The 24,326-nt window shown below is 61.7% G+C and carries 22 protein-coding genes; 15 read left to right on the top strand and 7 right to left on the bottom strand.

The annotated features are described in order from the left end of the window. Nucleotides 1-21 precede the first annotated feature (21 nt). Nucleotides 22-1,284: an FAD-dependent monooxygenase gene (locus tag AC6GQJ_RS09205; RefSeq protein ID WP_500767581.1), complete on the bottom strand. Its 1,263-nt coding sequence runs from the start codon at nt 1,282-1,284 to the stop codon at nt 22-24. A gap of 49 nt (nt 1,285-1,333) precedes the next feature. Here AC6GQJ_RS09205 and AC6GQJ_RS09200 point away from each other — a divergent pair, with 49 nt between their 5' ends. The 4 genes from AC6GQJ_RS09200 (at nt 1,334) to AC6GQJ_RS09185 (ending at nt 7,686) form a co-directional block, all read left to right on the top strand. Continuing rightward, the gene (locus tag AC6GQJ_RS09200; RefSeq protein WP_500767580.1) at nt 1,334-2,662 is read left to right on the top strand and encodes an amidase; all 1,329 of its coding nucleotides are present in this window, start codon (nt 1,334-1,336) and stop codon (nt 2,660-2,662) included. Nucleotides 2,663-2,876: 214 nt separating this feature from the next. Beyond that, nucleotides 2,877-4,055 (top strand): aminotransferase class I/II-fold pyridoxal phosphate-dependent enzyme, encoded by a 1,179-nt coding sequence (locus AC6GQJ_RS09195; RefSeq protein ID WP_500767579.1) that lies wholly within the window; start codon nt 2,877-2,879, stop codon nt 4,053-4,055. A gap of 16 nt (nt 4,056-4,071) precedes the next feature. Then, complete coding sequence (locus tag AC6GQJ_RS09190) at nt 4,072-6,978, top strand: DNA translocase FtsK (protein ID WP_500767578.1); 2,907 nt, start codon at nt 4,072-4,074, stop codon at nt 6,976-6,978. A 114-nt stretch (nt 6,979-7,092) separates the two neighbouring features. After that, nucleotides 7,093-7,686, top strand: a complete 594-nt coding sequence (locus AC6GQJ_RS09185; RefSeq protein WP_500767577.1) for a LolA family protein — start codon at nt 7,093-7,095, stop codon at nt 7,684-7,686. Here the strand turns inward: AC6GQJ_RS09185 and AC6GQJ_RS09180 are convergent. Both AC6GQJ_RS09180 and AC6GQJ_RS09175 read right to left on the bottom strand, forming a co-directional pair. Continuing rightward, nucleotides 7,683-8,273, bottom strand: a complete 591-nt coding sequence (locus AC6GQJ_RS09180; protein ID WP_500767576.1) for a transglycosylase SLT domain-containing protein — start codon at nt 8,271-8,273, stop codon at nt 7,683-7,685. The two genes, AC6GQJ_RS09185 and AC6GQJ_RS09180, sit on opposite strands and share 4 nt — an antisense overlap. A 72-nt stretch (nt 8,274-8,345) precedes the next feature. Continuing rightward, entirely contained in the window at nt 8,346-9,227 is an 882-nt protein-coding gene (locus AC6GQJ_RS09175; protein WP_500767575.1) for an AEC family transporter, read from the bottom strand. An 85-nt stretch (nt 9,228-9,312) separates the two neighbouring features. Between AC6GQJ_RS09175 and hspQ the strand changes: the two genes are divergently transcribed. Continuing rightward, nucleotides 9,313-9,639, top strand: coding sequence for a heat shock protein HspQ (gene hspQ, locus AC6GQJ_RS09170; protein WP_500767574.1), 327 nt, complete (start codon nt 9,313-9,315; stop codon nt 9,637-9,639). 46 nt (nt 9,640-9,685) lie between these two features. On the opposite strand, the gene AC6GQJ_RS09165 is transcribed toward hspQ, so the two are convergent. The 3 genes from AC6GQJ_RS09165 to AC6GQJ_RS09155 all read right to left on the bottom strand — a co-directional run bounded on the left by AC6GQJ_RS09165 (nt 9,686) and on the right by AC6GQJ_RS09155 (nt 12,494). Then, nucleotides 9,686-11,260: a gamma-glutamyltransferase family protein gene (locus AC6GQJ_RS09165; RefSeq protein ID WP_500767573.1), complete on the bottom strand. Its 1,575-nt coding sequence runs from the start codon at nt 11,258-11,260 to the stop codon at nt 9,686-9,688. A gap of 417 nt (nt 11,261-11,677) precedes the next feature. Next, on the bottom strand, nt 11,678-12,067 hold the full coding sequence (locus tag AC6GQJ_RS09160; RefSeq protein ID WP_500767572.1) for an ATP-binding protein: 390 nt from the start codon (nt 12,065-12,067) through the stop codon (nt 11,678-11,680). Nucleotides 12,068-12,155: 88 nt separating this feature from the next. Further along, on the bottom strand, nt 12,156-12,494 hold the full coding sequence (locus tag AC6GQJ_RS09155) for an STAS domain-containing protein (protein ID WP_500767571.1): 339 nt from the start codon (nt 12,492-12,494) through the stop codon (nt 12,156-12,158). Nucleotides 12,495-12,586: 92 nt separating this feature from the next. On the opposite strand from AC6GQJ_RS09155, the gene AC6GQJ_RS09150 reads away from it, so the two are divergent. The 9 genes from AC6GQJ_RS09150 to rarD all read left to right on the top strand — a co-directional run bounded on the left by AC6GQJ_RS09150 (nt 12,587) and on the right by rarD (nt 22,758). Then, nucleotides 12,587-13,759 (top strand): thiolase family protein, encoded by a 1,173-nt coding sequence (locus AC6GQJ_RS09150; protein ID WP_500767570.1) that lies wholly within the window; start codon nt 12,587-12,589, stop codon nt 13,757-13,759. A gap of 73 nt (nt 13,760-13,832) precedes the next feature. Beyond that, nucleotides 13,833-14,297, top strand: coding sequence for a GAF domain-containing protein (locus AC6GQJ_RS09145; RefSeq protein ID WP_500767569.1), 465 nt, complete (start codon nt 13,833-13,835; stop codon nt 14,295-14,297). Nucleotides 14,298-14,363: 66 nt separating this feature from the next. Then, entirely contained in the window at nt 14,364-14,936 is a 573-nt protein-coding gene (locus AC6GQJ_RS09140; protein ID WP_500767568.1) for a helix-turn-helix domain-containing protein, read from the top strand. Further along, nucleotides 14,936-15,556, top strand: a complete 621-nt coding sequence (locus tag AC6GQJ_RS09135; RefSeq protein WP_500773865.1) for a LysE family translocator — start codon at nt 14,936-14,938, stop codon at nt 15,554-15,556. Before AC6GQJ_RS09140 ends, AC6GQJ_RS09135 begins: the two co-directional genes overlap by 1 nt. Beyond that, nucleotides 15,556-15,939, top strand: a complete 384-nt coding sequence (locus tag AC6GQJ_RS09130) for a GFA family protein (RefSeq protein WP_500767567.1) — start codon at nt 15,556-15,558, stop codon at nt 15,937-15,939. The genes AC6GQJ_RS09135 and AC6GQJ_RS09130 overlap by 1 nt, the downstream gene beginning before the upstream one ends. Before the next feature lie 3 nt (nt 15,940-15,942). Continuing rightward, entirely contained in the window at nt 15,943-18,390 is a 2,448-nt protein-coding gene (locus tag AC6GQJ_RS09125; RefSeq protein WP_500767566.1) for a GcvT family protein, read from the top strand. Between the two features lie 66 nt (nt 18,391-18,456). Next, complete coding sequence (locus AC6GQJ_RS09120; RefSeq protein ID WP_500767565.1) at nt 18,457-19,353, top strand: homocysteine S-methyltransferase family protein; 897 nt, start codon at nt 18,457-18,459, stop codon at nt 19,351-19,353. A gap of 11 nt (nt 19,354-19,364) precedes the next feature. Then, complete coding sequence (locus tag AC6GQJ_RS09115; protein ID WP_500767564.1) at nt 19,365-21,812, top strand: GcvT family protein; 2,448 nt, start codon at nt 19,365-19,367, stop codon at nt 21,810-21,812. Between the two features lie 46 nt (nt 21,813-21,858). Further along, on the top strand, nt 21,859-22,758 hold the full coding sequence (rarD, locus tag AC6GQJ_RS09110; RefSeq protein ID WP_500767563.1) for an EamA family transporter RarD: 900 nt from the start codon (nt 21,859-21,861) through the stop codon (nt 22,756-22,758). Here rarD and AC6GQJ_RS09105 read toward each other — a convergent pair. Continuing rightward, nucleotides 22,755-23,561, bottom strand: coding sequence for a CE1 family esterase (locus tag AC6GQJ_RS09105; protein WP_500767562.1), 807 nt, complete (start codon nt 23,559-23,561; stop codon nt 22,755-22,757). The two genes, rarD and AC6GQJ_RS09105, sit on opposite strands and share 4 nt — an antisense overlap. Nucleotides 23,562-23,671: 110 nt before the next feature. Between AC6GQJ_RS09105 and AC6GQJ_RS09100 the strand changes: the two genes are divergently transcribed. Continuing rightward, nucleotides 23,672-24,319 carry an RluA family pseudouridine synthase gene (locus tag AC6GQJ_RS09100; protein WP_500767561.1) on the top strand — a complete coding sequence of 216 codons (648 nt, stop codon included), beginning with the start codon at nt 23,672-23,674 and terminating at the stop codon, nt 24,317-24,319. Nucleotides 24,320-24,326 lie beyond the last annotated feature (7 nt).

Raw genomic sequence — 24,326 nt, 5'->3', positions numbered from 1 at the left:
AGGCTGCGCGTTCTACCGTTGTTACAGCGGTGCGCCGCGCATCAGGCGAGGCAACTCGCCAGTCAGCCCTGCGGCCTCGCGGATAAAGGCGCGCCGCAGCCCCGGAATTTTGCCGACCACACCCATGCCAAGATCACGGATGCCGCGCACAAGGGCATTGTCGTTGGAAAACAGTCGGTTGAACCCGTCTGTTGCCATCGCGAGCGCAGTGTTGTCAAAGCGCCGCCATTCTTCGTAACGTAACAGAACTGCGATGCTGCCCACGTCTTCTCCGCGACGTGTGGCGTCGGTAATCACCTCGGCCAGTGCCGCAATGTCGCGCATTCCCGCGTTCAGCCCTTGCCCCGCAATCGGGTGCACGCCGTGCGCCGCATCCCCGATCAGCGCGATCCGGTCCGCCACCAGGTCGCTGGCAAGCGACAGGGACAGCGGATAGGTGAACCGCGCGCCTGCGAGGCTAATCTCGCCCAGAAAATCGCCAAAGCGCGGGCGTAACATGGCAAGGTAGTCGGCGTCGGGTAGCGCGTTGAATGCCGCGGCGGTGTCTGCCGTTTCGCTCCAGACAATCGAACTGACATTGCCGGGCAGGGGCAGGATGGCCAGCGGCCCTGCGGGCATAAAGAACTGGTGCGCGATGCCGTGGTGTGGGCGTTCATGCGCGATGGCGCAAACCAGCGCGGTCTGACCATAGCCCCAGCCCGTCCGCTTGATCCCCGCACGGCTGGCTGTGCCACTGTTGCGCCCGTCGGCCCCGACCAGAAGTGCGCCGTGCAACACCTTGCCAGAGGAGAGCGTGACCGACACGCCGCCCGCCGTCGGCGTTTGAGCGGTCACAGTCTCACCGGCTAGGTGGGTGATGCTGTCATTTTCGGCCATTGCCGCCAGAAGGGCAGGGCGCAAATGGCGGTCTTGCACCATATGACCCATCGGACCTTCCTCGATCTCGGCATGGTCGAAATGCATGAAAAACGGCGACGGCCCTTCGCCCGCGCGCCCGTCCGACACCTTGATCTCAAGGATCGGCTGGCTGTGCGCGGCAAGGCTGTCCCAGATGCCAATACCCTGAAGCAACCGCTGCGAAGTAAGCGCCACCGCATAGCTGCGCCCGTCAAAATCGGGGGCGGCACGCGTGTCTGCGGCAAGGGCGTCGATCACGGTGACCTTATGCCCGCTTTGGGCAAGGGCGAGGGCAAGGATCGGGCCGGACAAGCCGCCGCCGACAATCAGGATATCGCTAGAATTACTCATGGTTTTCAATATGGCGGTGCGCTTGGGATTGTCCATGCGTTGCGACGTCGCTACCGTCCCAGAAAAGGACGGCGGAGACAAAAAGATGCAGGACTGGTTGAGCAAAAGCGCGGGCGATCTGGGGCGGGCCATCGCCGCGCAAGAAGTGGATCCGGTCAATCTGGCCCATGCATTTTTTGATCGCATCAACAGCCATCCGCTCAAGGATCGCATCTACGCCCGCCTGACAGAGGACCGCGCCATGGCCGAAGCCCGCGCCGCATCGGCCCGCGCCAAGGCGGGACAGCGCCTGTCGCCGCTGGACGGGGTGCCCGTCAGCTGGAAAGACTTGTTTGATACCGCAGGCACCGCGACCGAGGCGGGATCGAAACTGCTTGCGGGTCGTGTGCCGGAAGCTGACGCAGTGGTGTTGCAGAATGCTTCCGCCCTCGGGCTGGTCTGTCTGGGCAAAACCCATATGAGCGAACTGGCCTTTTCGGGGCTGGGCTATAATCCGTCGACCGCCACGCCACCTTGCGTGAATGATGCCGACGCTGTGGCGGGGGGGTCTTCGTCCGGTGCGGCGGCCTCAGTCGCGTTCGGATTGGCACCGGCGGCCATCGGGTCGGACACGGGCGGGTCGGTGCGTATCCCTGCGGCGTGGAACGATCTGGTCGGGTTCAAGACCACCCACGGGCGCCTGTCCCTAGAGGGCTGCGTGCCACTGAGCCTGAAGTTCGACACGGTCGGGCCATTGACCCGCACGGTCGAGGATGCCGCGCTGTTGATCGGTATGATGGCGGGGCAGGGGGGGGCGGATCTGCGCGGTGCGTCCCTGAAGGGGCGGCGATTTGCGATGCTGCAAACGGCGGTGCTGGAGGACATGAGTGCCGCGCCATTGGCGGCCTATGAAAAGACTGTGGAGCGGCTGCGCGCCGCCGGAGCAATGATCGAACCGCTGGACGTGCCCGAAGTGGCCGAGGCGCTGTCGGTCGCGGGACCGTTGTTGCCGGGCGAGGTTTACGGGCTGTGGCGCGATGTGATCGAAGCAAATCCCGACGCGATGTTTTCGCAAATCCGCGAGCGGTTCCAGTCGGGCAAGGACTTTAGCGCGCCGGACTACAACGCCGCATGGGCACGGCTGGATGCGGCACGCGCGGCGTGGGATCAGGCGACCGCAGGCTATGACGCTGTGCTCGCCCCGACTGCGCCGAACCTGCCGCCCGATCTGGCGCGGTTGAATGCCGACGCGGACTATTACAAATCCGAGAACCTGCTGGCTCTGCGCAACACGCGTATCGGCAATTTGTTGGGGGTTTGCGCGCTGACCCTGCCCACGGGGGTGCCAAGCTGCGGCATCATGCTGATGGGCGCGCGCGATTGCGATGCGGCCCTGCTGCGGGTCGGGGCCGCGGCGGAAAAGGCGCTGGCCTGATCCAGCGGACGCTTGGCAGCGACGCGATGTTTCAGGGGGGCTAGCCCCCCGTCCTTCGGACTCCCCCCAGGATTTTTGGGAACAGAGAAGGCCGGACATTGGCGGAATTGCCACGGGCGGGCGGTTTTGGCGTTGTTTATCTGGACGCGGGAGTCGTGCTTGGGCTATCCTGTGTGAAACGGGGCATGAATGATCCCGAACCTGAGGCAGTTTGATGAAGTTTCCCGAGCGGTTTTCGAACCTTCCGGCGTATGCGTTCCCGCGTTTGCGCGCCCTGTTGGACCATCACCAACCGGGCGGTGATGTTGTTCACATGACCATTGGCGAACCGAAACATGCCTTTCCGGCGTGGGTGACGGATGTGATCACCGAACACGCCGCCGGCTTTAACAAATACCCGCCGAATGAGGGCATTCCCGAATTGCGGGGGGCGTTTTGTGACTGGCTGGCCCGTCGTTATGGCGTTGAAAAAGACCCTGATGTGCATGTGATGCCTTTGAACGGCACGCGTGAGGGGCTGTATAACGTCTGCATGGCGCTGAGCCCCGAGGAAAAGAACGGCCAGCGTCCGGTCGTGTTGCTGCCCAATCCGTTCTATCAGGTCTATATGCTGTCCGCGATTGCGGCAGGGGCGGAGCCGGTTCTGGTGCCTGCCACAGCAGAGACAGGTCATTTTCCGGATTTCCATGCGGTTGATCCGGCGATCCTGAACCGGACAGTCGGATGTTACATGTGTTCGCCTGCGAACCCGCAGGGGGCAGTTGCGGACCGTGCCTATTGGTCGGGTCTGATTGCTTTGGCCGAACAGTATGATTTCCAGATCTTCGCGGACGAGTGTTATTCCGAGATTTACCGTGACACCCCGCCGGTGGGCGTACTGGAGTGTATGGAGGGTGTGGACCCCGAGCGTGTCGTTGCCTTCCATTCGCTGTCCAAGCGGTCGAACCTGCCGGGCCTGCGGTCGGGTTTTGTAGTTGGCGGTCCTGCCAGCATGGCCGAGATCCGTCAGTTGCGCACCTATGCGGGCGCGCCCTTGCCCATTCCGTTGCAGCATGCCGCGGCGAAAGTCTGGGCGGACGAGGCGCATGTGGCCGAGAACCGTGCGCAGTATCACGAAAAATACGCGCTGGCGGACCGTATCTTGGGCAACGTTCCGGGATATATGCCGCCTGAGGCCGGCTTTTTTCTATGGCTGCCTGTCGAGGATGGCGAGGCAGCGGCGCTGAAGCTGTGGCAGGCGAGCGGTGTGCGGGTGTTGCCGGGCGCTTACTTGGCGCGCAATGTCGATGGGGTAAACCCGGGCGATAAGTATATTCGGGTGGCCTTGGTCGCCCCAAAGGCAGAAACGGAACGGGGGCTTATCGCCATCCGTGACACGTTATTTGCCACCTAAAAACGAGGGACGAAGCATGGCATATCAGACACGGCGCGATCCGCTTTTTGACCAGAGCGTACAGGTGGCCATCGAAAAGCGGAGCCGCGAACTTATCGGCATCGCCTTGTTGATCGTGGGCTGCATGGCGGCGGCGATGATGCTGAGCTATACGCCGCACGATCCCAACTGGATGGCGTCGACCGACGCGCCTGTGCAGAACTGGATGGGCCGGACGGGGGCGTCGCTGGCTGCGCCGATGTTCATGATCGCGGGTTGGGGCATCTTCGGGATTGCCATTGTCATGCTGGTCTGGGGCGGACGGTTCATGCTGCATATGGGCCGCGAACGCGCTGTGGGGCGGTTGATCTTTGCGCCAATCGCGATTGCCTTTGGGTCGATCTATGCCGCCACATTGCAACCGGGTGCGGAGTGGAGCGCGACCCATGGTTTCGGCCTTGGCGGCTTGTTTGGCGACACGGTGATGGCGTTCTTGCTGACCGCGATGCCGATCGGGTCGGCCTTTACGATCAAGTTGATGTCGCTGCTAATGGGGATCGGAATCCTTGCCTTTGGTGCCTTTGTGCTGGGGTTCACCCGTGCCGAATTGGCGCGTATTGCACGCTTCCTGCTGGTCGGGCTGGTTGTCGCCTATGCGGGTTTGATGACCCTTTTGGGCCGTGGTGCAAGTGGCGCGGTGCAGGCCGCGCGCGTGATGCAGGAACGTCAGGCGGAGCGCCGCGCCCAACGTGAGGCCGAAGCAGCCGAGGCGGAAGCTTATGCCGCAAGCATGCCGTCGATCCCGAAGTGGGAAGAGGACGATGCCGTCGTTGAGGAGCCGAAGACCGGCCTGTTGGCGCGCATGCCCACCCTGATCAAACGTGCCGAGCCTGTGCCCGAGCCGCAGCAGATGCCGGACATGGAACTGGTGGAAAACTACAGTGATGTGGATGTAGGTGCCGGTCCGGGTGACGAGCGGATCAAGAACAAGATCGCCGATGTGATCAAATCCCGCGTGCGGGGTGGCCCCATTGGACAGCCCAACCCGAGCGCGCCGCTGACCAAGGGGCGCGGGCGTCGCCCTGATCCGCTGGTGCTGAACAACGCGCCACAGCGCGCCCTGCCACCAGAGCCGCCGCTGACATCGCGGGGCGTTCTGCGCCGTGCGGCAGAGCCTGTTGTCGATCCGATGGATGAAGTGATCGAAGCCGAGATGCCAGAAATGACAGCGCCGATGGAGGCCGAACCCGCGCCCATGATGCCGGAACCTGCCACGCCTGAATATATCGCACCGGCACCTGCCGCTGCGCCCGTCATCCCCGTGGCCGAGCCGCGCAAGGTTGTGCAGCAGCCTGTGCGCAAGCCCGTACAGCCCAGCGTTCGTGCGCAGGCCGAGGCGCAGCCCAAGCTCGCCTTCGAAGACAGCCATCCCGGTTTCGAATTGCCGCCGCTAAGCCTTCTGGAAGCGCCAAGCTCGGTCCAGCGTCATCACCTGAGCGATGAGGCGCTGGAAGAAAATGCGCGGATGCTGGAATCGGTGCTGGATGACTATGGCGTGAAGGGCGAGATCGTAAGTGTACGTCCCGGTCCTGTTGTCACCATGTACGAACTTGAACCCGCGCCGGGCCTCAAGGCGTCCCGCGTGATTGGTCTGGCTGATGACATTGCGCGTTCCATGGCCGCATTGTCGGCGCGTGTCTCTACCGTGCCGGGCCGGTCGGTGATCGGGATCGAACTGCCAAACGAAAACCGCGAAAAGGTTGTGCTGCGCGAAATCCTTGCCAGCCGTGATTTTGGCGACAGTAACATGCGTCTGCCGCTGGCCTTGGGCAAGGATATCGGTGGCGACAGCATGGTCGCGAACCTTGCCAAGATGCCTCACCTGCTGATCGCGGGGACCACGGGGTCGGGTAAATCGGTGGCGATCAACACCATGATCCTGTCGCTGCTGTACAAGCTGACGCCCGAAGAATGCCGCCTGATCATGATCGACCCCAAGATGCTGGAACTGTCCGTCTATGACGGCATTCCGCACCTTCTGTCCCCCGTCGTGACCGACCCGAAAAAAGCGGTTGTGGCCTTGAAATGGACAGTGGGCGAGATGGAGGAACGCTATCGCAAGATGTCCAAAATGGGCGTGCGCAATATCGAAGGTTATAATGGCCGCGTGCGCGAGGCACTTGCCAAGAACGAGATGTTCAGCCGCACCGTTCAGACCGGTTTCGACGACGAGACGGGTGAACCGATCTTCGAGACCGAGGAATTCGCACCCGAGGCGCTGCCCTATATCGTCGTGATCGTGGACGAGATGGCCGACCTGATGATGGTCGCGGGCAAAGAGATCGAGGCCTGCATCCAACGTCTGGCTCAGATGGCGCGGGCCTCCGGTATTCACCTGATCATGGCCACACAGCGCCCGTCGGTCGACGTCATCACCGGCACGATCAAGGCGAACTTCCCCACACGGATCAGTTTTCAGGTCACCTCGAAAATCGACAGCCGCACGATCCTTGGCGAAATGGGGGCCGAACAGCTTCTGGGCATGGGCGATATGCTGTATATGGCCGGTGGTGCCAAGATCACGCGCTGCCACGGTCCGTTCGTGTCCGATGAAGAGGTCGAAGAGGTGGTCAACCACCTCAAGGCGTTCGGGTCGCCCGACTATATCAACAGCGTGCTTGAAGGCCCGGATGAAGAGCGTGAGAGCAGCATTGATGCGGTGCTCGGCCTTGGTGGCAACACCGACAGCGAGGACGCGCTGTATGACACGGCGGTTGCCATCGTGATCAAGGATCGCAAATGTTCGACCAGCTACATCCAGCGCAAGCTGGCCATCGGCTATAACAAGGCCGCGCGCCTTGTGGAGCAGATGGAAGACGAAGGTGTCGTGAGCAGCGCAAACCACGTCGGCAAGCGTGAGATTCTGGTGCCGGAACAAGGGTAAGCCAGCGCTTCACCGCCGTTTGATAGGCACTTCGGCGCGCTTGCTATCGCATATCAGCACGTGCGGTCCTATATCTCTGGGTAATGTTAACGACCCCGAGGACGGACCGCACAAATGGTACTGGTTTCACGTATTGCCGCAGTCGCACTGACAGTCATGTTTGCCCAAGCGGCATGGGCTGAAAAATTGCCACTGGGCGAAATTTCGGCCTATCTCAACAAGCTCAAGACCGCACAAAGTGCGTTCACCCAGATCAATGATGACGGGTCAATCAGTACGGGCACGGTGTACATCAAACGACCCGGCAAGATGCGGTTCGAATATAACGCACCTGATACGTCGCTGGTCGTGGCCTCGGCCAATGCGGTCTACATCACCGATTCCAAATCGAACCAACCGCCCGAGACCTATCCCTTGAAGCGCACGCCACTGTCGCTGATCCTTGCGCGCAACGTGAACCTTGCGCAGGCCAATATGGTGGTCGGGCACAGCTATGACGGCACAGCAACCATCGTGAAGGCGCAAGACCCCGAGAACCCCGAATACGGCAGTATCGAAATGAAGTTCACCGGCAATCCGGTGCAATTGCGCCAGTGGGTCGTCAATGACGACGGGGGCGGTCAGACTACGGTTGTGTTGGGAGAGTTGAAAACAGGCGGCTCGCTGTCAAACCGCCTGTTCGATGCGCCACGCGGGCGGAGCAATTAACCCCGACGCCCGCCACAGCTTTGGAGTTGGACGGCGTACATCGCCGAACGCTGTCCAACTTCGCCCGCCACGCGGACCAGCCAAGGTTTGGCATTGTAGGACCCGCGGGCATAGCCTGTGCGCCCTTCGTGATAGGCCAGATACTGGTTGCGCGCGTCGGTGACGGGCACGCCCAGACGCGATTGCGTTTCGGCCATGTACCATCCCATGAAATCGGTGGCATCGCGGATGCGGTCACGTTTGGCTACGCGGGCACCTGTGGCGCGCACGTATTCTTCCCATGTCGCGTCCAACGCTTGGCTGTAGCCATAGGCGCTGGATTGCCGCCCGATCGGAATCACGCCCGCCGCATAGCGAAACGGGGTGCGCGCGTCCGAGATGAATTTGCTTTCCTGATAGATGGTTGCCATCTGCACGTGGACAGGAACGCCATATTTGCGTTCCGCCGCGCGAAAGGCGCTTCGGTATTCTGGGCGCTCGGCCAATATGGAACAGGCGTTGTCCAGCTGACGGGGGGCCGTACCCGACCCGCCACCACAGCTGGCAGCCAAAAGAACCAATGCCATTGCGCGAAAGAGTCTGCTCATCTGCCTCACTCGCTTTGTTTTTTATTTTGTCGGAGTGTAGCGAAATCGGAAACGATTGGAAATCACGAATTCTTATAGAACAGCGGCCAATATCAGGGGCAGGGCGGCCACGGACATCAATGTGGACGTGACCACAAGGCCCGCAACGGCCGGCGCGTCGGCGCCGTATTTCTCGGCCAGAAGGTAGGATGTGACCGCCACAGGCGTCGCAACCTGCAACACCAGCACACCGAACGCCGTCGGGTCCAACTCAAAGAACAGGCCGACACCCCACGCCACTCCAAGGCACAGGCACAGTTTCACCAGCGACAGCAGCGCGGCGCGGACAATCCCGCGTGCAGACAGGCGCGCCACGGCGACACCAAGGGTGATCAGCATGGTGGGAATGGCGATCTGCCCCACAAGGCTCAGCGTGTTTGTCAGGAACTCGGGCGTTTCCCAGCCCTGCCACAGGAACAGCGCGCCCAAGACCGTGCCCCAGACCAGCGGTTCGCGCAGCACCTTGCCGAACGACCCCGCGCCGGCGACCAGCCAGATGCCGTAAGTATAGCTCCACAACGCCATGACGGCGAAAACGATGATCGCATAGCTGAGGCCGATATCGCCGAATGCAAACAGCGCCAGCGGCAGGCCAAGGTTGCCCGTGTTGCCAAAGATCAGCGGCGCCGTATAGGTCCGGCTTTCTAGGCGCAGCACGCGGACAAGGATCAGAAAGGCCAGCGAAACAAGGCCATAGGCCATGACCGACGCCAGCGACAACGCGGTCAGCGCCGCCGGATCAATCTTGGTCTGCATCAGCGACACGAAGATCAGACAGGGCAGCGACAAGGTCATCGCAAGCTGGGTGACAAACTGGATCCGGTACTCCAACCCGACCTTGACCCAGATGAAACCGATGCTGGCCAACAGGAACACAGGTGCGACGATTTGAAGAACTGTTACTGTAAGGTTCACAGACTGTTTCCAGCAAAAAAGTGTTCAATTATTGGACAAATGTCCCTTGCACCGTGTAGTCACGCAAAGTAGGGGGCGCAATACGATGCTTAGAACACGCGCAAAATACCATCTGGGCCAAGTCGTCCGGCACAAGAAGCACCCCTTTCGGGGTGTCGTCTTTGACGTGGATCCCGAGTTCTCAAACACCGACGAATGGTACGAGGCGATCCCCGAGGATAGCCGCCCGAAAAAGACACAACCGTTTTACCACTTGCTGGCCGAAAACGACCAAAGCTACTACGTGGCCTATGTGTCCGAGCAGAACCTCGTTGCTGACTATTCGGGCGAGCCTGTGGACCATCCCGACATTCCGGACTTGTTCGGCCCGTTTCAGGATGGCACCTACCCGCTGCATTTCCAACTGAACTAAGCGGCGCGTTCGTCGCCCGCGCCATGCGCAGGTGACGCGAACCCGTTCAATATCCCATGGCACAGCCGTCTTTGCGCGGATCGCTAGCCCCCTCAAGAACCCCGTCATCGCGGATATGGATCGCCTGCGCGCCGCCGATGGCAGTATCCGGCACCACCACATTATGCCCCATGTCGGCCAGTTCGGCGCGCACCGTATCGGTGTAGCCACGCTCGACCTTCATGTCGCCCTTGTCGCTGAAAGCGCGGGGGGCGTCGATGGATTGCTGCGGATCCATGCCGAAATCGACCATATTGGTGACAAAGCGCGCGTGTCCTTTGGGCTGATACGCGCCGCCCATCACGCCAAACGGCATGAAAGGTTTGCCGTCTTTGGCCAGCATGCCCGGAATGATCGTATGCATGGGGCGTTTGCCGCCTTTAAGCTCGTTCGCGTGCCCCTCTTCCAGCGTGAAACCTGCCCCACGGTTCTGCAGCAACACGCCGAACTTGTCCGACGCGATGCCCGATCCGAACCCGTGGAAGATGGAATAGATGAGCGATACGGCCATGCCATCGCGGTCCACCACGGTGATATAGATTGTGTCCTTGTGCACCTGCTCGGACAATGGCGCGGGGTCGGCAAGGGCGCGTTTCGGGTCGACCAGCGCGGCAAGTTGTGCCGCCGTTTCCGGCGCCAGCATATGTTCCAACCGCGTCGTGTAATCCGCATCACCCAGAAAACGGTTGCGTGCGTCATAGGCGAGCTTGGCGATCTCGGCTTCGATATGGGCGCGCTGGCTACCAACCGGATCCATATCCGCGATGTCAAAATGCTTGAGCATGTTCAGCATCAGGTTGGCCGTGGCACCGTGGCCGTTTGGCGGGTGCTCGAACAAGTCGATCCCTTTGTAAGTGCTGCTGATCGGCGTGGTGTCAGTGCAGGCCGTGGCTGCGAAATCTTCGGCCGTGTGCAAGCCGCCCAGTCGGGTCAGCGCGGTCAATATGTCTTCAGCCACTTCGCCGGTGTAGAACCCGTCGCGCCCCTCGGCGGCAACCTTGCGCAGGACTTTGGCTTGTCTAGGTGCGGCAAAAAGCTGTCCGACACGCGGTGCCTGCCCTCCGATCAGGAAGTGATCGCGCGCCGCGCCTTGCAGGGTACCTTGGTCGTTGTTCCAGTCAAAGGCCGCGCGCGGTGCAACCGGCACACCATGTTCGGCATAGTGGATCGCGGGTGCAAGTACGCGGTCCAGGCCTAACTTGCCCACACGTTCGGACAGGGTGCAAAAGGCGTCAATCGCGCCTGGAATGGTTACGGCGTGCACGCTGTCGGTTGCGACTGCGCTGTGACCCTCGGCCCGCAAAGTGGCGGCGTCCAGCGCCTTGGGCGCGCGGCCTGATCCGTTGAGCGCATTGATCTTGCCGCCCGCATCCGACCAAAGCACAAAGCAATCGCCGCCGATCCCCGTCATTGCAGGCTCGCAAATGCCCAGCAGGACAGCGCCTGCAATCGCGGCGTCCATGGCGTTGCCGCCCGCCTTCAGGGTTTCGATCGCGGTCAAGGTGGCCAGCGGATGCGACGTCGCGCACATGCCCGATGTCGCCAGAACGGGAGAGCGCCCTGGAAGGTGGAAGTCACGCATGTTGGAAAGCCCCTCGGATCATCACAGTCCAGAGTAAACTAGAGGTCCGGTGGTCCGTGTCTACAGCAATGTGGGGGGTAATTTCCTCGGTACCGCGCCTTAGGTGGGGGCTTACAGCGACAGTACCGAGGGAAGCCATATGCAGCTACAGGACTATGTTTGACCTATGATCAAGGCGGGAATGTGGTGGTCAAACGACAGTTTTGCGATTTGTAGCGGTCGGGTTTTGAGTGTTTGCGGTTTGTGGTGGGGCGCGGACCTTGGGTCCGAAAATCCACTGTTGAAGACCGAGAACCTCTGTTGAACTGAGCCGGCCGTTCCTTTTCAACATAGCCGATGTTTCCAGCAGAGGGACCAATCGACATCGGAGCCGGACCACATTGCTCAATAGAAAGGGTCACTCAAGGACGGCCCACCTCAACAAACCGCCACAGCAAGGCGCAGGGTCAACTGGTTCTCGTCGCCAACCCTGCGATAGGTCACGTCCTTTGCCAGATCCTTGATCAGGAACCATCCGAACCCGCCTTCGGGCATGTCGTGCATCGGCAGGTTCACATCCACTTGCGCGCCAATTGGGGTGCGCCCGTCCGGCATCGACCGCCCGCGATCCTTCACCATGATGACCAGACCGTCACTGCGCTCTTCACATGAAATATCAATCGGCCCGGCCGGATCCCCCTCGGGGTAGGCGTGTTCGACAATATTGTTCAGCGCCTCTGCCATCACCAATTCGACCGTTCCCGCCTCTTCAACGTCCAGCGCCAGTGGGCGCAAACCGTCAAGCAGCTTGTACAATGCGTCACGCACGGCGGACTGGCCGCTTTGGACCGATATTTGAAAGGCTGGAAGTGTGGCAACAAAGGACACGGCGCGAACTTTCAACAGCAGGGACAATTCAAACCTTCAACTTCTCAAGGGCACCATCCAGCGTGGAAAAGACATTGAACACGCTGTCCATACGGGTCAGGCGGAACACTTTTTCGACCGTGGGCGTCAGACCGGCCAGCGCAAGCGTGCGGCTTTGCCCCATATGCTTCATCGCCGCCACAATCGCGCCCAGACCGCTGGAATCAATGAACTGCACCTCGCTCAGGTCCAGCACGACCGTATCGGCCCCGCCATCCGTCGATGCGCGCATCGCATCCTTGAACTCGATGGCCACAGCCGCATCAATCCGGCTGTCGAGCACAGAGACCACCTGCAGATTTTCTTCCGACCGGCTGCGAAGATCCATCCTGAGCCCCTTGCAAATTTCTGCTAACATTGCCTGTGTAAAAGCCAATCCTTACTATTGTGTAACCACCTGACCACGAGGGAATCCGGATCATGAAAACAGTTGTCATTGTTGGTGCCGCGCGCACGCCGATGGGGGGATTCCAAGGCGCACTTTCGGATATGACCGCCGCGCAACTGGGCGGCGTCGCGATCAAGGCGGCCATGGGCCAATCCGGCGTGACCTCGGCGGACGAGGTGATCATGGGCTGCGTTCTGCCTGCGGGTCAGGGGCAGGCGCCTGCGCGTCAGGCGGGATTTGCCGCCGGCCTCGATGACTCCGTTCCCGCCACCACCCTTAACAAGATGTGTGGATCGGGGATGAAGGCCGCGATGATCGGCTTTGACCAAATCGCGCTTGGCCAGTCCGACACGATGATCACCGGCGGGATGGAGAGTATGACAAACGCCCCCTATGTTCTGCCGAAAATGCGCGGTGGGGCGCGGCTGGGCCATGGGCAGGTCATCGACCACATGTTCTTGGACGGTCTCGAAGATGCCTATGACAAGGGCCGCCTGATGGGCACTTTCGCCGAAGATTGCGCCGAAACATTCCAGTTCACCCGCGACATTCAGGATGACTATGCGCTTGCCTCCCTGTCGCGCGCACAAGAGGCCATCGCCTCGGGCGCGTTCGATGATGAGGTCACGCCGGTAGAGGTGCAGACCCGAAAAGGCACCCATAGCGTTGCGCAAGACGAACAACCCGCTTCGGCTCGCCCCGACAAAATTCCCCACCTCAAACCCGCGTTCCGCGAGGGCGGCACGGTGACGGCCGCCAATGCCTCGTCGATCTCTGACGGGGCGGCGGCACTTGTCCTCTCCTCCGAGGACCATGCAGAGGCGAACGGCCTGCCGATCCGCGCGCGCGTCATGGGCCATGCCAGCCACGCGCAGGCCCCGAACCTATTCACAACCGCGCCCGTCCCTGCAGCGCAAAAGCTTCTCGACCGCATCGGCTGGACCAAAGACGATGTCGACTTGTGGGAGGTGAACGAAGCCTTTGCGGTTGTACCGCTTGCCTTCATGCGTGAAATGGGGCTCGACCATGATATCGTGAACGTCAATGGCGGCGCCTGCGCCCTCGGCCACCCGATTGGCGCGTCCGGTGCGCGCATCATTGTGACCCTGCTAAACGCGCTCGAAAAACGCGGTCTGAAACGCGGTGTCGCCGCGATCTGCATCGGTGGCGGCGAAGGCACCGCAATCGCGATTGAGCGGCCCTGACCTTCTTTTGGCCCAAAATACTGCGGGGTCTGGGGCAGCGCCCCAGTCCGCCGCCTCCTATCAGGATACCACAATGCCGAATTACGACACGCTTGCCAAAACCCTGCACAGCCTGACCGAGGGCGAAACCGACACTGTCGCGCTGATGGCCACCATGGCCTGCGAGGTGCACCACAGCGATGACCGCTTTGACTGGACCGGTTTCTATCGCGTGACTGGCCCCGAAATGCTTAAGATCGGGCCCTATCAGGGTGGGCATGGATGCCTGCAAATCCCGTTCTCACGTGGCGTCTGTGGCGCGGCGGCGCGTACGCAGCAGGTGCAACTGGTTGCGGATGTGGACGCGTTCGAAGGGCATATTGCCTGCGCATCCTCCACCCGGTCCGAGCTGGTTTTGCCAGTCTTCGACGCGTCGGGCACGCTGATCGCAGTCTTTGACATCGACAGCGATCAGCCCGACGCGTTTACCCAAGAGGACGCGGACCAGATGCGCGCGCTTCTCGACAGTGTATTTGCACGCGAAGCAGACGCCTCGTGAAAAAATAGTTTGATTTTTCACGAGACCTGTCGTTACGTGAAATTCTGAACAGGAATTTCACGCGCTATGCTGCAAGACAATCCCACTGCCCGACCCAGCCTCGGAGCTGACCTGCGCGCCTTGCGCAAGGCGCGAGGTTTGACGCTGCAAGGGATGGCAGATGCGCTCGGGCGTTCTGTAGGATGGCTTAGTCAGGTCGAACGCGATCTGTCCGAACCTTCCATCACCGACTTGCGCGAAATTGCGGCAGTGCTGGATGTCTCTGTGTCGTCCCTATTCAGGCGTGGTGCTGCCCCCGCGCACGAGGAAGGCTATGTCGTGCGCGGAACTGCGCGCCGTCCCATCGGGTCGCGCGCCGCCGGACTGGTCGAGGAACTCCTCTCGCCCGACCTCACGGACGATTTCGAGATGGTCCATTCGACCTTCGAGGCCGGTGCGGAAATCACAACCACCGTCACCCGCCCCACGCAAGAGGTCGGCTATCTCATCTCGGGCCGCCTTGATCTGGAAATCTCCGGTCGGGTTTTCACCCTGAACCCCGGTGACAGCTTCCGCATCAAGGGGGAACCGTTCCGCTGGATGAACCCCTATGACACCCCTGCCGTCGCGATCTGGGTCATCGCACCACCGGTGTACTGATTTCGTTCGAGGGGTGGGTCATATTCGCGCTGTTCTGGGCCGTGTTCGTAACCACTCCGGGGCCGAACGCGGTCAATTGCATCACCAATGGCCTGACCCTCGGGTTCCGCCGCGCCATGATCGGGGTGCTTGCCATCCTGACACAGGCGAGCCTGTTTCTGCTGCTCTCGGCCCTTGGGGTCACGGCCCTGATCGCGGCATCGCCCACGGCGTTCTGGGTGGCCAAACTGATCGGCGCGGCGTTTCTGGTGTTCTTGGGCGTGCGCGGCTGGATCAACGCGACGAAGCCGCCTGCAGTAACGCCACAAACGGGGCGGTCCGTCTATCTGCGCGCACTCGCCATTGCCACGATCAATCCCAAAAGCGTGGCTGGCTACCTCGCCGCCTTTTCGCAGTTCATACAGACCGATGTGCCGGTGTGGGACCAGATGGGGCTGATCGTGCCCACGGCGCTGACCATTACCGCGCTCAGCTATACCGGCTTCACCGCGCTTGGTGCGGGAATTGGGCGCGCGGCACTGGGGGCGGTTTTCAACGTCTGGGTGCGCCGCGTCATGGCCATCTGTTTTGTAATCTACGGTGTGCTTCTCGGGGCTGCCGCAACACCGGCGAGGGTTTGATGCAAACAGGAAGCTGTCTGTGCAAAGGGGTGACGTTCGAACTGACAGGGCCATTGCGCCCATCGGTCGCCTGCCACTGCATTCAGTGCCGCAAGACCAGCGGACACTACGTTTCGGCCACGCAGGTACAGGCGGACCAGTTGCACATCACCTGCGATGACACGCTGGCGTGGTACCAATCGTCCCCGCAAGCTCAGCGCGGGTTCTGTAACCGCTGCGGCGCGTCCCTGTTCTGGCGGCACACGGGCGATAATGGCGCGACCTCGGTCATGTCCGGCACGCTCGACGGGCAGACGGGCATTACCACGGCCAAGCATATCTTCACCGCTTTCAAAGGCGATTATTACGACATCGAAGCGGGCGTACCGCAGCAAAAGGACTGAGCCATGAGCGCATTTCCAACAACAGCCCGAGTTGTCATCATCGGTGGCGGCGTGGTGGGAACATCCGGCCTTTATCATCTTGCCAAGGCGGGGTGGACCGATTGCGTCCTGCTGGAAAAGAACGAATTGACCGCCGGCAGCACATGGCACGCGGCGGGGAACTGTCCGTCATTCTCGACCTCTTGGGCGGTGATGAACATGCAACGCTATTCGCTGGGCCTCTATGCCGGACTGGCGGATGAGGTCGACTACCCGATGAACTATCACGTGACGGGATCGATCCGGCTGGCCCATTCGCGTGAACGCATGATGGAATTCGAACGCGCGCGGTCGATGGGGCGGTATCAGGGCCTTGATATCGAGATGATGAGCGTCGCGGACATGAAGGACGCCTATCCTTTCCTTGAGACCCACGACCTTGCGGGCGGGCTGTGGGATCCTGACGATGGCGATATCGACCCCGCGCAACTGACACAGGCGCTGGCCAAGGGTGCGCGCGCCATGGGCGCACGGATCGAACGGTTCTGCCCTGCCACGGGGGTCAGCCGCGATGGCGACGAGTGGATCGTGCACACCGACAAGGGTGACATTCGCTGTGAAAAGGTCGTGAACGCCGCCGGGTACTATGCCCAGCGTGTGGGCGAGTGGTTCAAGCCCTATGGCGGGCGCACCGTTCCCATGGCCACAATGAGCCATCAGTATTTCCTGACCGAAGAAATCCCTGATCTGGCGGAATGGACCCGCGAGAACGGGCGCAAGGTGCCGCTGCTGCGGGACGTGGATTCGTCCTATTACCTGCGGCAGGACAAGAACGGGCTGAACCTTGGCCCTTACGAGCGGAACTGCAAGGGCCACTGGATGACGCCCGACGACCCGATGCCCGAGGACTTCAGCTTCCAGCTTTATCCCGACGATCTGGAGCGGCTGGAATGGTATATCGAAGACGCGATGGCGCGCGTGCCGATCCTTGGCACCGCCGGTGTGGGGCGGGTCATTAACGGCCCGATCCCGTATGCGCCCGACGGTCTGCCGCTGATTGGCCCGATGCCCGGCGTGCCGAATGCCTATGAGGCCTGTGTGTTCACCTTTGGCATCACACAAGGCGGCGGCGCGGGTAAGGTGCTGGCCGAATGGATCACCGAAGGCCAGACCGAATGGGACATGTGGGCCGTCGATCCGCGCCGTTACACCGACTACACCGATCAGGACTACTGTGACCGCAAGGCGATGGAAGTCTATGGGCACGAATACGCCATGCATTTCCCGCATCACGAATGGCCCGCTGCACGGAACAAGAAGCTGTCGCCGGTGCATGACAAGGTGGTCGAACTGGGCGGCGTTATGGGGGCCTATAACGGCTGGGAACGTGCCAACTGGTTCGCCAAGGAAGGCGACGACACCTCGGAAGAAGCGACACACACATGGGACCGCCAAGGCCCGTGGACGCAGCGCGTGAAAGAGGAATGCGAGGCCGTGCGCGATGGTGTCGGTGTTCTCGACCTGCCGGGGTTCTCAAGGTTCAACCTGTCCGGCACGGGGGCAGCGGAATATCTGCGCGGCAAGATCACCGGCGGCTTGCCCAAGGCAGGGCGCATGAACCTTGCCTATTTCGCGGACAGCCGCGGGCGCATCCTGACCGAGATGTCGGTGTTGCGCCATGGCGAGGATGCGTTCACCCTGATCACCGCCGCAACGGCGCAATGGCATGATTTCGAGGTGCTGAAAGACGGCCTGCCCGATGGTGTCAGCCTGAGCGATCACACGACCGAATATAGCACCCTAATCGTCTGTGGCCCCAAGGCACGCGAGGCGTTCGAAGCGATGGGAGCAGAGGCCGATTTGCAGGCCCCGTGGCTTAGCCATCAAGGCGCAACCGTCGCTGGCGTGCCTTGCGCTTTGGCGCGGGTCAGCTTTGCAGGTGAACTCGGCTGGGAGATCCACGCGGCCAATGCCGACATTCCCGCACTTTACGCTGCCGTTCTGGGGGCGGGCGCCGTGCCGTTCGGGATGTATGCGCTAAACAGTCTGCGCATCGAAAAAGGCTATCGCGCGTGGAAGGGCGACCTGTCCACCGACTACACCCTGTTCGAGGGCGGGCTGGACCGGTTCGTGAAACTCGACAAACCGCAGGACTTTACCGGCAAGACGGCGTTGCAGGCCGAAGCCGAACAGGGTCCGCGCAAACGCTTCGTAACCCTAATCGTCGATGCGGGTGATCAGGACGCGCCGTATATGTCAACGATCTGGGATGGCGACACAGTGGTCGGGGAAACTACCTCGGGCGCATGGGGCTACCGCGTCGGGGCGTCCATCGCCCTTGGTATGGTCCGTAACGATCTGGCACAGGCGGGCAAAGCGCTTGAGGTCGAGATCTTCGGGAAACGCTATGGCGCGGTGGTGCAACCGGATGGCCCCTTGTGGGATCCTGAAAATGCGCGCTTGCGTGCCTAATATTTTTGCGACACGGACGCGGCACAGAATTTTCAACCGCTATTCGTAAGCGCAAGGAGCATCGCGATGACTGAGATCACACTTCTGGACGGGGGCATGGGGCAGGAACTGGTGCGCCGTTCGGGCGACAGGCCAACGCCGCTGTGGGGCACGCAGGTGATGGAAGACCACCCCGGACTGGTACAGTCGATCCATGGTGATTTTTACACCGCCGGATCGACCATCGCGACCACCAACACCTATGCGCTGCACCATGACCGCATGACCGACACCCCGTTCGAGGGGCGCTTGCCCGAACTGTATGCCCACGCCTTGCGCGAGGCGAAAAAAGCACGCGACGCGCATGGATCGGGCCGCATCGCAGGGGCGATTGGCCCGTTGGTGGCCAGCTATCGCCCCGACCTGCACCCTGATGCAGATGTCGCCGTGTCCCTTTTCACCGAAGTGGCCGGATACCTTGCGGCAGATTGCGACCTGATTCTGTGTGAAACTGTTGCGTCCCTTGCCCATGCCCGCGACGTGCTGGCCGGTGCGGCCACGGCGGGCAAGCCTGTGTGGCTGGCGGTGACGGTGGATGACACGGACGGTACGCGCCTGCGTTCGGGCGAGCCGGTGGCGGATGTGCTGCCCATCGCGCGCGATGGCGGGGCCGCTGCCGTGCTGGCGAACTGTTCCTCGCCCGAGGCGATCACCGCCGCACTTGAAGAGATGAAGGCGACCGACCTGCCCTTTGGCGCCTATGCCAATGGGTTCGAACAGATCACATCCGGCTTTCTTAAGGCCAAACCGACCGTCGATGCGTTAAGCACGCGGCGCGATTTCACCCCAGAAGCCTATGCCGCCCACGTGATGGGCTGGGTCGATCTGGGGGCCACCATCGTCGGGGGCTGCTGCGAAGTCGGCCCCGACCATATCGCCGAAATCGCCCGCTGCCTGCGCGCTGCGGGTCACACCATTCTCTAGGGGAACCCATCATGCCTGACCTGCCCTCACATGCACGCGTTGTTATCATCGGGGGCGGCGTTATCGGCTGCTCGGTGGCGTATCACCTGACGAAACTGGGCTGGTCGGATGTGGTTCTGCTGGAACGCAAGCAGCTGACCTCTGGCACCACATGGCACGCGGCAGGGCTGATTGCGCAGCTGCGTGCAAGCTCCAACATGACAAAGCTCGCGAAATATTCGCAAGAGCTTTACGGCAACCTCGAAGCGGAAACTGGCGTTTCCACCGGCTTTAAAAGGGTGGGGTCCATCACGGCGGCGCTGACGTCCGAACGGCTGGAAGAACTGCACCGACAGGCGGCCATGGCACGTGCTTTCGGTGTCGAGGTCGAAGAAGCCAGCGCCGCCGAGATCAAGGCGCGGTACGAACACCTGAACATCGACGGCGTGACGGGCGGTGTTTACCTGCCGCTGGACGGGCAGGGCGATCCGGCCAACATCGCGCTGGCACTGGCCAAAGGCGCGCGGCAACGCGGCGGGCGGGTACAGGAACGCGTGGCGGTTACCGACATCACTCGCAAAGGGCGGCAGGTGACCGGCGTGGACTGGCAGGGCGAGGACGGTACAAGCGGCCATATCACCTGCGATCACGTGGTAAATTGCGCGGGCATGTGGGGCCACGCTGTCGGTCGCATGGCGGGCGTTAACGTGCCGCTGCAAGCCTGCGAACATTTCTACATCGTGACCGAGGCCATCGCAGGCCTTAGCCAGATGCCGGTGCTGCGGATGCCGGACGAATGCGCCTATTTCAAAGAAGACGCAGGCAAGATGCTGATCGGCGCGTTTGAACCCGTGTCCAAACCATGGGCGGTGGACGGCATTCCGGCAGATTTCGAGTTCGACCAACTGCCCGAGGATTTCGATCATTTCGAACCGATCCTCGAAGCAGCGGTGAACCGTATGCCCATGCTGGCCGAGGCGGGGATTCACACGTTCTTTAACGGACCCGAAAGCTTTACGCCGGATGACGCCTACCACCTTGGCCTTGCGCCCGAGATGGACAATGTCTGGGTCGCGGCGGGCTTCAATTCGATCGGGATCCAGTCTGCGGGGGGTGCGGGTATGGCGCTGGCGCAGTGGATGCATGACGGGGCCAAACCGTTCGATCTGGGCGATGTGGATATCAGCCGAATGCAGCCGTTTCAGGGCAACAAGACCTACCTTGCGGCCCGTGTCACCGAAACGCTGGGCCTGCTGTATGCCGATCACTACCCCTATCGCCAGAAGGCAACGGCGCGGGGCGTGCGGCGTACACCGTTTCACCGCGACCTGCTGGACCATGGCGCGGTCATGGGCGAACTGGCGGGCTGGGAACGGGCAAACTGGTATGCGCGCCCCGATCAGGAAGGGCGCTATGAGTACTCGTGGAAGCGGCAGAACTTCTTTGACAACGTCGCCGCCGAACACCGCGCCGTGCGCGAGAATGTGGGCATGTACGACATGTCCTCCTTCGGCAAGATCAGGGTCGAGGGGCCGGATGCCTGCGCATTTTTGAACCGCGTGGGCGGCGGGCAGTTCGACGTGCCGGTTGGCAAGATTGTCTATACCCAGTTCTTGAACGACCGCGGCGGGATTGAAGCGGATGTGACCGTCACGCGCCTGTCCGAACTGGCCTATCTGGTGGTCACACCCGCCGCCACGCGGCTGGCCGACCAGACGTGGATGCAGCGCCATGTGGGCGAGGCGCGCGTCGTCATCACCGACGTCACAGCGGGCGAAGGCGTGTTGGCCGTGATGGGCCCGAACGCACGAAAACTGCTGCAGGCGGTCACCCCTGCGGACCTGTCCAATGACGCAAACCCGTTCGGCACCGCCCAAGAGATTGAGATCGGCATGGGCCTCGCCCGTGTCCACCGCGTCACCTATGTGGGCGAGCTTGGATGGGAGGTCTATGTCAGCACCGACATGGCGGGCCATGTGTTCGAAACGCTGATGAACGCAGGGCAGGATGTGAACCTGAAACTTTGCGGGATGCACATGATGGACACGTGCCGTATCGAAAAAGCGTTCCGCCATTTCGGCCACGATATCACCAGCGAGGACCACGTGCTTGAAGCGGGACTGGGCTTTGCCGTGAAAACCGACAAACCGGATTTCATTGGACGCGACGCGGTGCTGCGCAAAAAAGATGCCGGACTGGATGCGCGCCTTGTACAGTTCAAGCTGACCGATCCCGAACCGCTGCTGTACCATAATGAACCGATCCTGCGGGACGGGAAGATTGTGGGCTACCTTAGCTCGGGCGGCTATGGGCATCACCTTGGCGCGGCGATGGGGCTTGGTTATGTGCCATGCAAGGGCCAGACGGCAGCGGATGTTCTCGCCTCGGAATACGAGATTGACGTGGCAGGTAGACGGGTCAAGGCAGAGGCGTCGCTGCGCCCGATGTATGACCCGAAATCAGAACGCGTGAAGGCGTGACGCCCCGCTATTTCGGTGCTAGAGCGACGGGGAAGAGGACCCCGGCATGGCACAGAATAATGGTGATACCGCACGCGGTTTGGGCTTTGCCCTGACCGCCTATATCTTCTGGGGCTTTCTGCCGCTGTATATGAAGATGCTCGCTCATATCGGCCCTGCCGAGGTGGTGTCACACCGCATCATCTGGTCCGTGCCGGTTGCGGCGGCCTTGCTGGCCATACTGGGGCGTACGTCCGATGTGCGCGAGGCGCTGCGCAATCCGCGCACCTTGGCGATGGGCTGTGTCACGGCGGCGCTGATTTCGGTCAACTGGGGCGTTTACGTCTGGGCCATCGCGTCGGACCGGACGCTTGATGCGGCCTTGGGGTACTATATCAACCCGCTGTTCAGCGTGGCCCTTGGCGCGATCTTTCTGGGCGAGCGGGTCAGCCGTGCCCAAGGGCTCGCCATCGCGCTCGCCGCCTGCGCTGTCGCGGTGCTGACCATCTCGGCGGGGTCAGTGCCGTGGGCGGCGCTGGCCCTGACCGTGTCGTGGGGGTTCTATGCGCTGGCCAAGAAACAATTGCCCATCGGCCCGAACCAAGGGTTCCTGCTTGAGGTGCTGATCCTGCTGGTCCCCGCGCTGTGCTATGTCACATGGCTGGGCCTGACGGGGGAGGGCGTGTTCATGGCCGGTTCTTCGCGCGATACGTGGCTGTTGATGGGCTGCGGCGCGGTCACGGCGCTGCCGCTGATTGCCTACGCCAACGGGGCCAAAGGGCTGCGCCTGACCACCATCGCGATCCTGCAATATATCGCGCCGACGATGATCTTTCTGTGTGCGGTGATCGTGTTCAAGGAACCGTTCGGGCAGGCGCGGATGATTGCCTTCCCGATGATCTGGGTGGCGTTGGTGATCTATTCGGTGTCCATGCTGCGACAAATGCGGCGGCGCGTTCCAGCCTAATCGCGGCCTTCGAACCAGTCGCGTGCCAGTTGGGTCCAGCCTGCGGGTAGGCCGTGGCCACCGTCATGTGCGCAAAACCGGATCGCCCCCGCACCGCAACTGTCATCCCATGTGCGGCAGCGATAGCGATCATTTATGTCGATGCGGTCGGGATGGCTGCGGCACGCATTGGTGGTGCGGGCAAGGGACAGGCTGTCCCAGATACTACCCTGATGCCAATCGCCAAGGGCGCGCCCTTCGAACGGGACGGTGTTATCGGAAAACCCGTGTATTTGCAGGAACCGCGCAGGCGCGGAGGGGCAATCGGTCACGTCATTCGGCTGGCGCAGCGCCCCTGCGATCGAGGCAAAGCCGGCGAACTTCTCTGCCGCGTTGCAGGCCATCAACCACGCCATCGATCCGCCTGCAGAAAATCCGGCAACATAAATGCGTTCAGGATCAATCGGGGTGCGCGCAGCCGCGTCCGCGATAACGTTGAGGGTAAAAGCCACATCGTCCCGCGGCCCGCCCTCGCGTCCTGCCCAACGGTAGGTGCTGCGCCCCGTGATCGGCGTGCCATTGGGCGCAATGACGACATAGCCGTGATCGGCAAACGTTGCCTCGATCCCGCCGCCAAAGATCATTTCGCCGGTGGCGTTATGACCATGAAAGAACACCAGCGCCGGTGCGGGGTCGGTCGCGTTGGCATCTGCGATCATGTGATAACTGCCGTTTGCAACCTCGCACGGTGCCTCTGGCCCGCAATCGGATTGGGCCCATGCGGGCGTGCCTACAAAGGCGAGGATGGCAAGGATGCGTTTCATGCCTCAGAAACAGCACGACTGTCGCGCAACTGCCAAGGGACAATGGCACAGATCGCCGGAACGTGATGGCGGGGCTTGCGTCGATGCGCGGTTTTTGACACCCCTCGCGCATGAGTGACACGTATTCCCCGCCCGGTGACCCGTTGGATGTGCTGCACGAGGACGCAGAGATGTTGGTGGTTGCCAAACCCTCCGGCCTGCTCAGCGTTCCGGGCAAGGGCGAACATCTGTCCGATTGCCTGATTGCGCGGGTGCAGGCCGTCTGGCCGCATGCGTTGCTGGTACATCGGCTCGACCGCGATACAAGCGGGGTGATGGTGTTCGGGGTGACGCCCCATGCGCAGCGGTTCCTGTCCAAACAGTTCGAATTACGCGCCGCGAAAAAGACCTATGTGGCGCGGGTCTGGGGGCGGCTGACGCCCAAGACGGGGCGGGTTGATCTGCCACTGATCGTAGATTGGCCGAACCGTCCGAAACAGCATGTAGACCACGAAAACGGCAAGCCCGCGATCACCGATTGGCGGGTGCTGCGTGACAGTGCCACGGAAAGCCGCGTACGCCTTAGCCCCAAGACAGGGCGCAGCCATCAGTTGCGGGTGCATATGCAGGCACTTGGCCATCCGATCCTCGGCGACCCGTTCTATGCCGAAGGGCCTGCGCGTGATTTCGAACGGCTGATGCTGCATTCCGAAGAGTTGCGCATCAAACACCCCGATTCCGGTCGTATGATGCGGTTCCGCGCACCTGTTCCGTTCTAGGGTTCGT

This window comes from Tateyamaria sp. 7Alg 36 (assembly GCF_059882455.1).
This window is presented reverse-complemented; position numbering and strand designations above follow the sequence as displayed.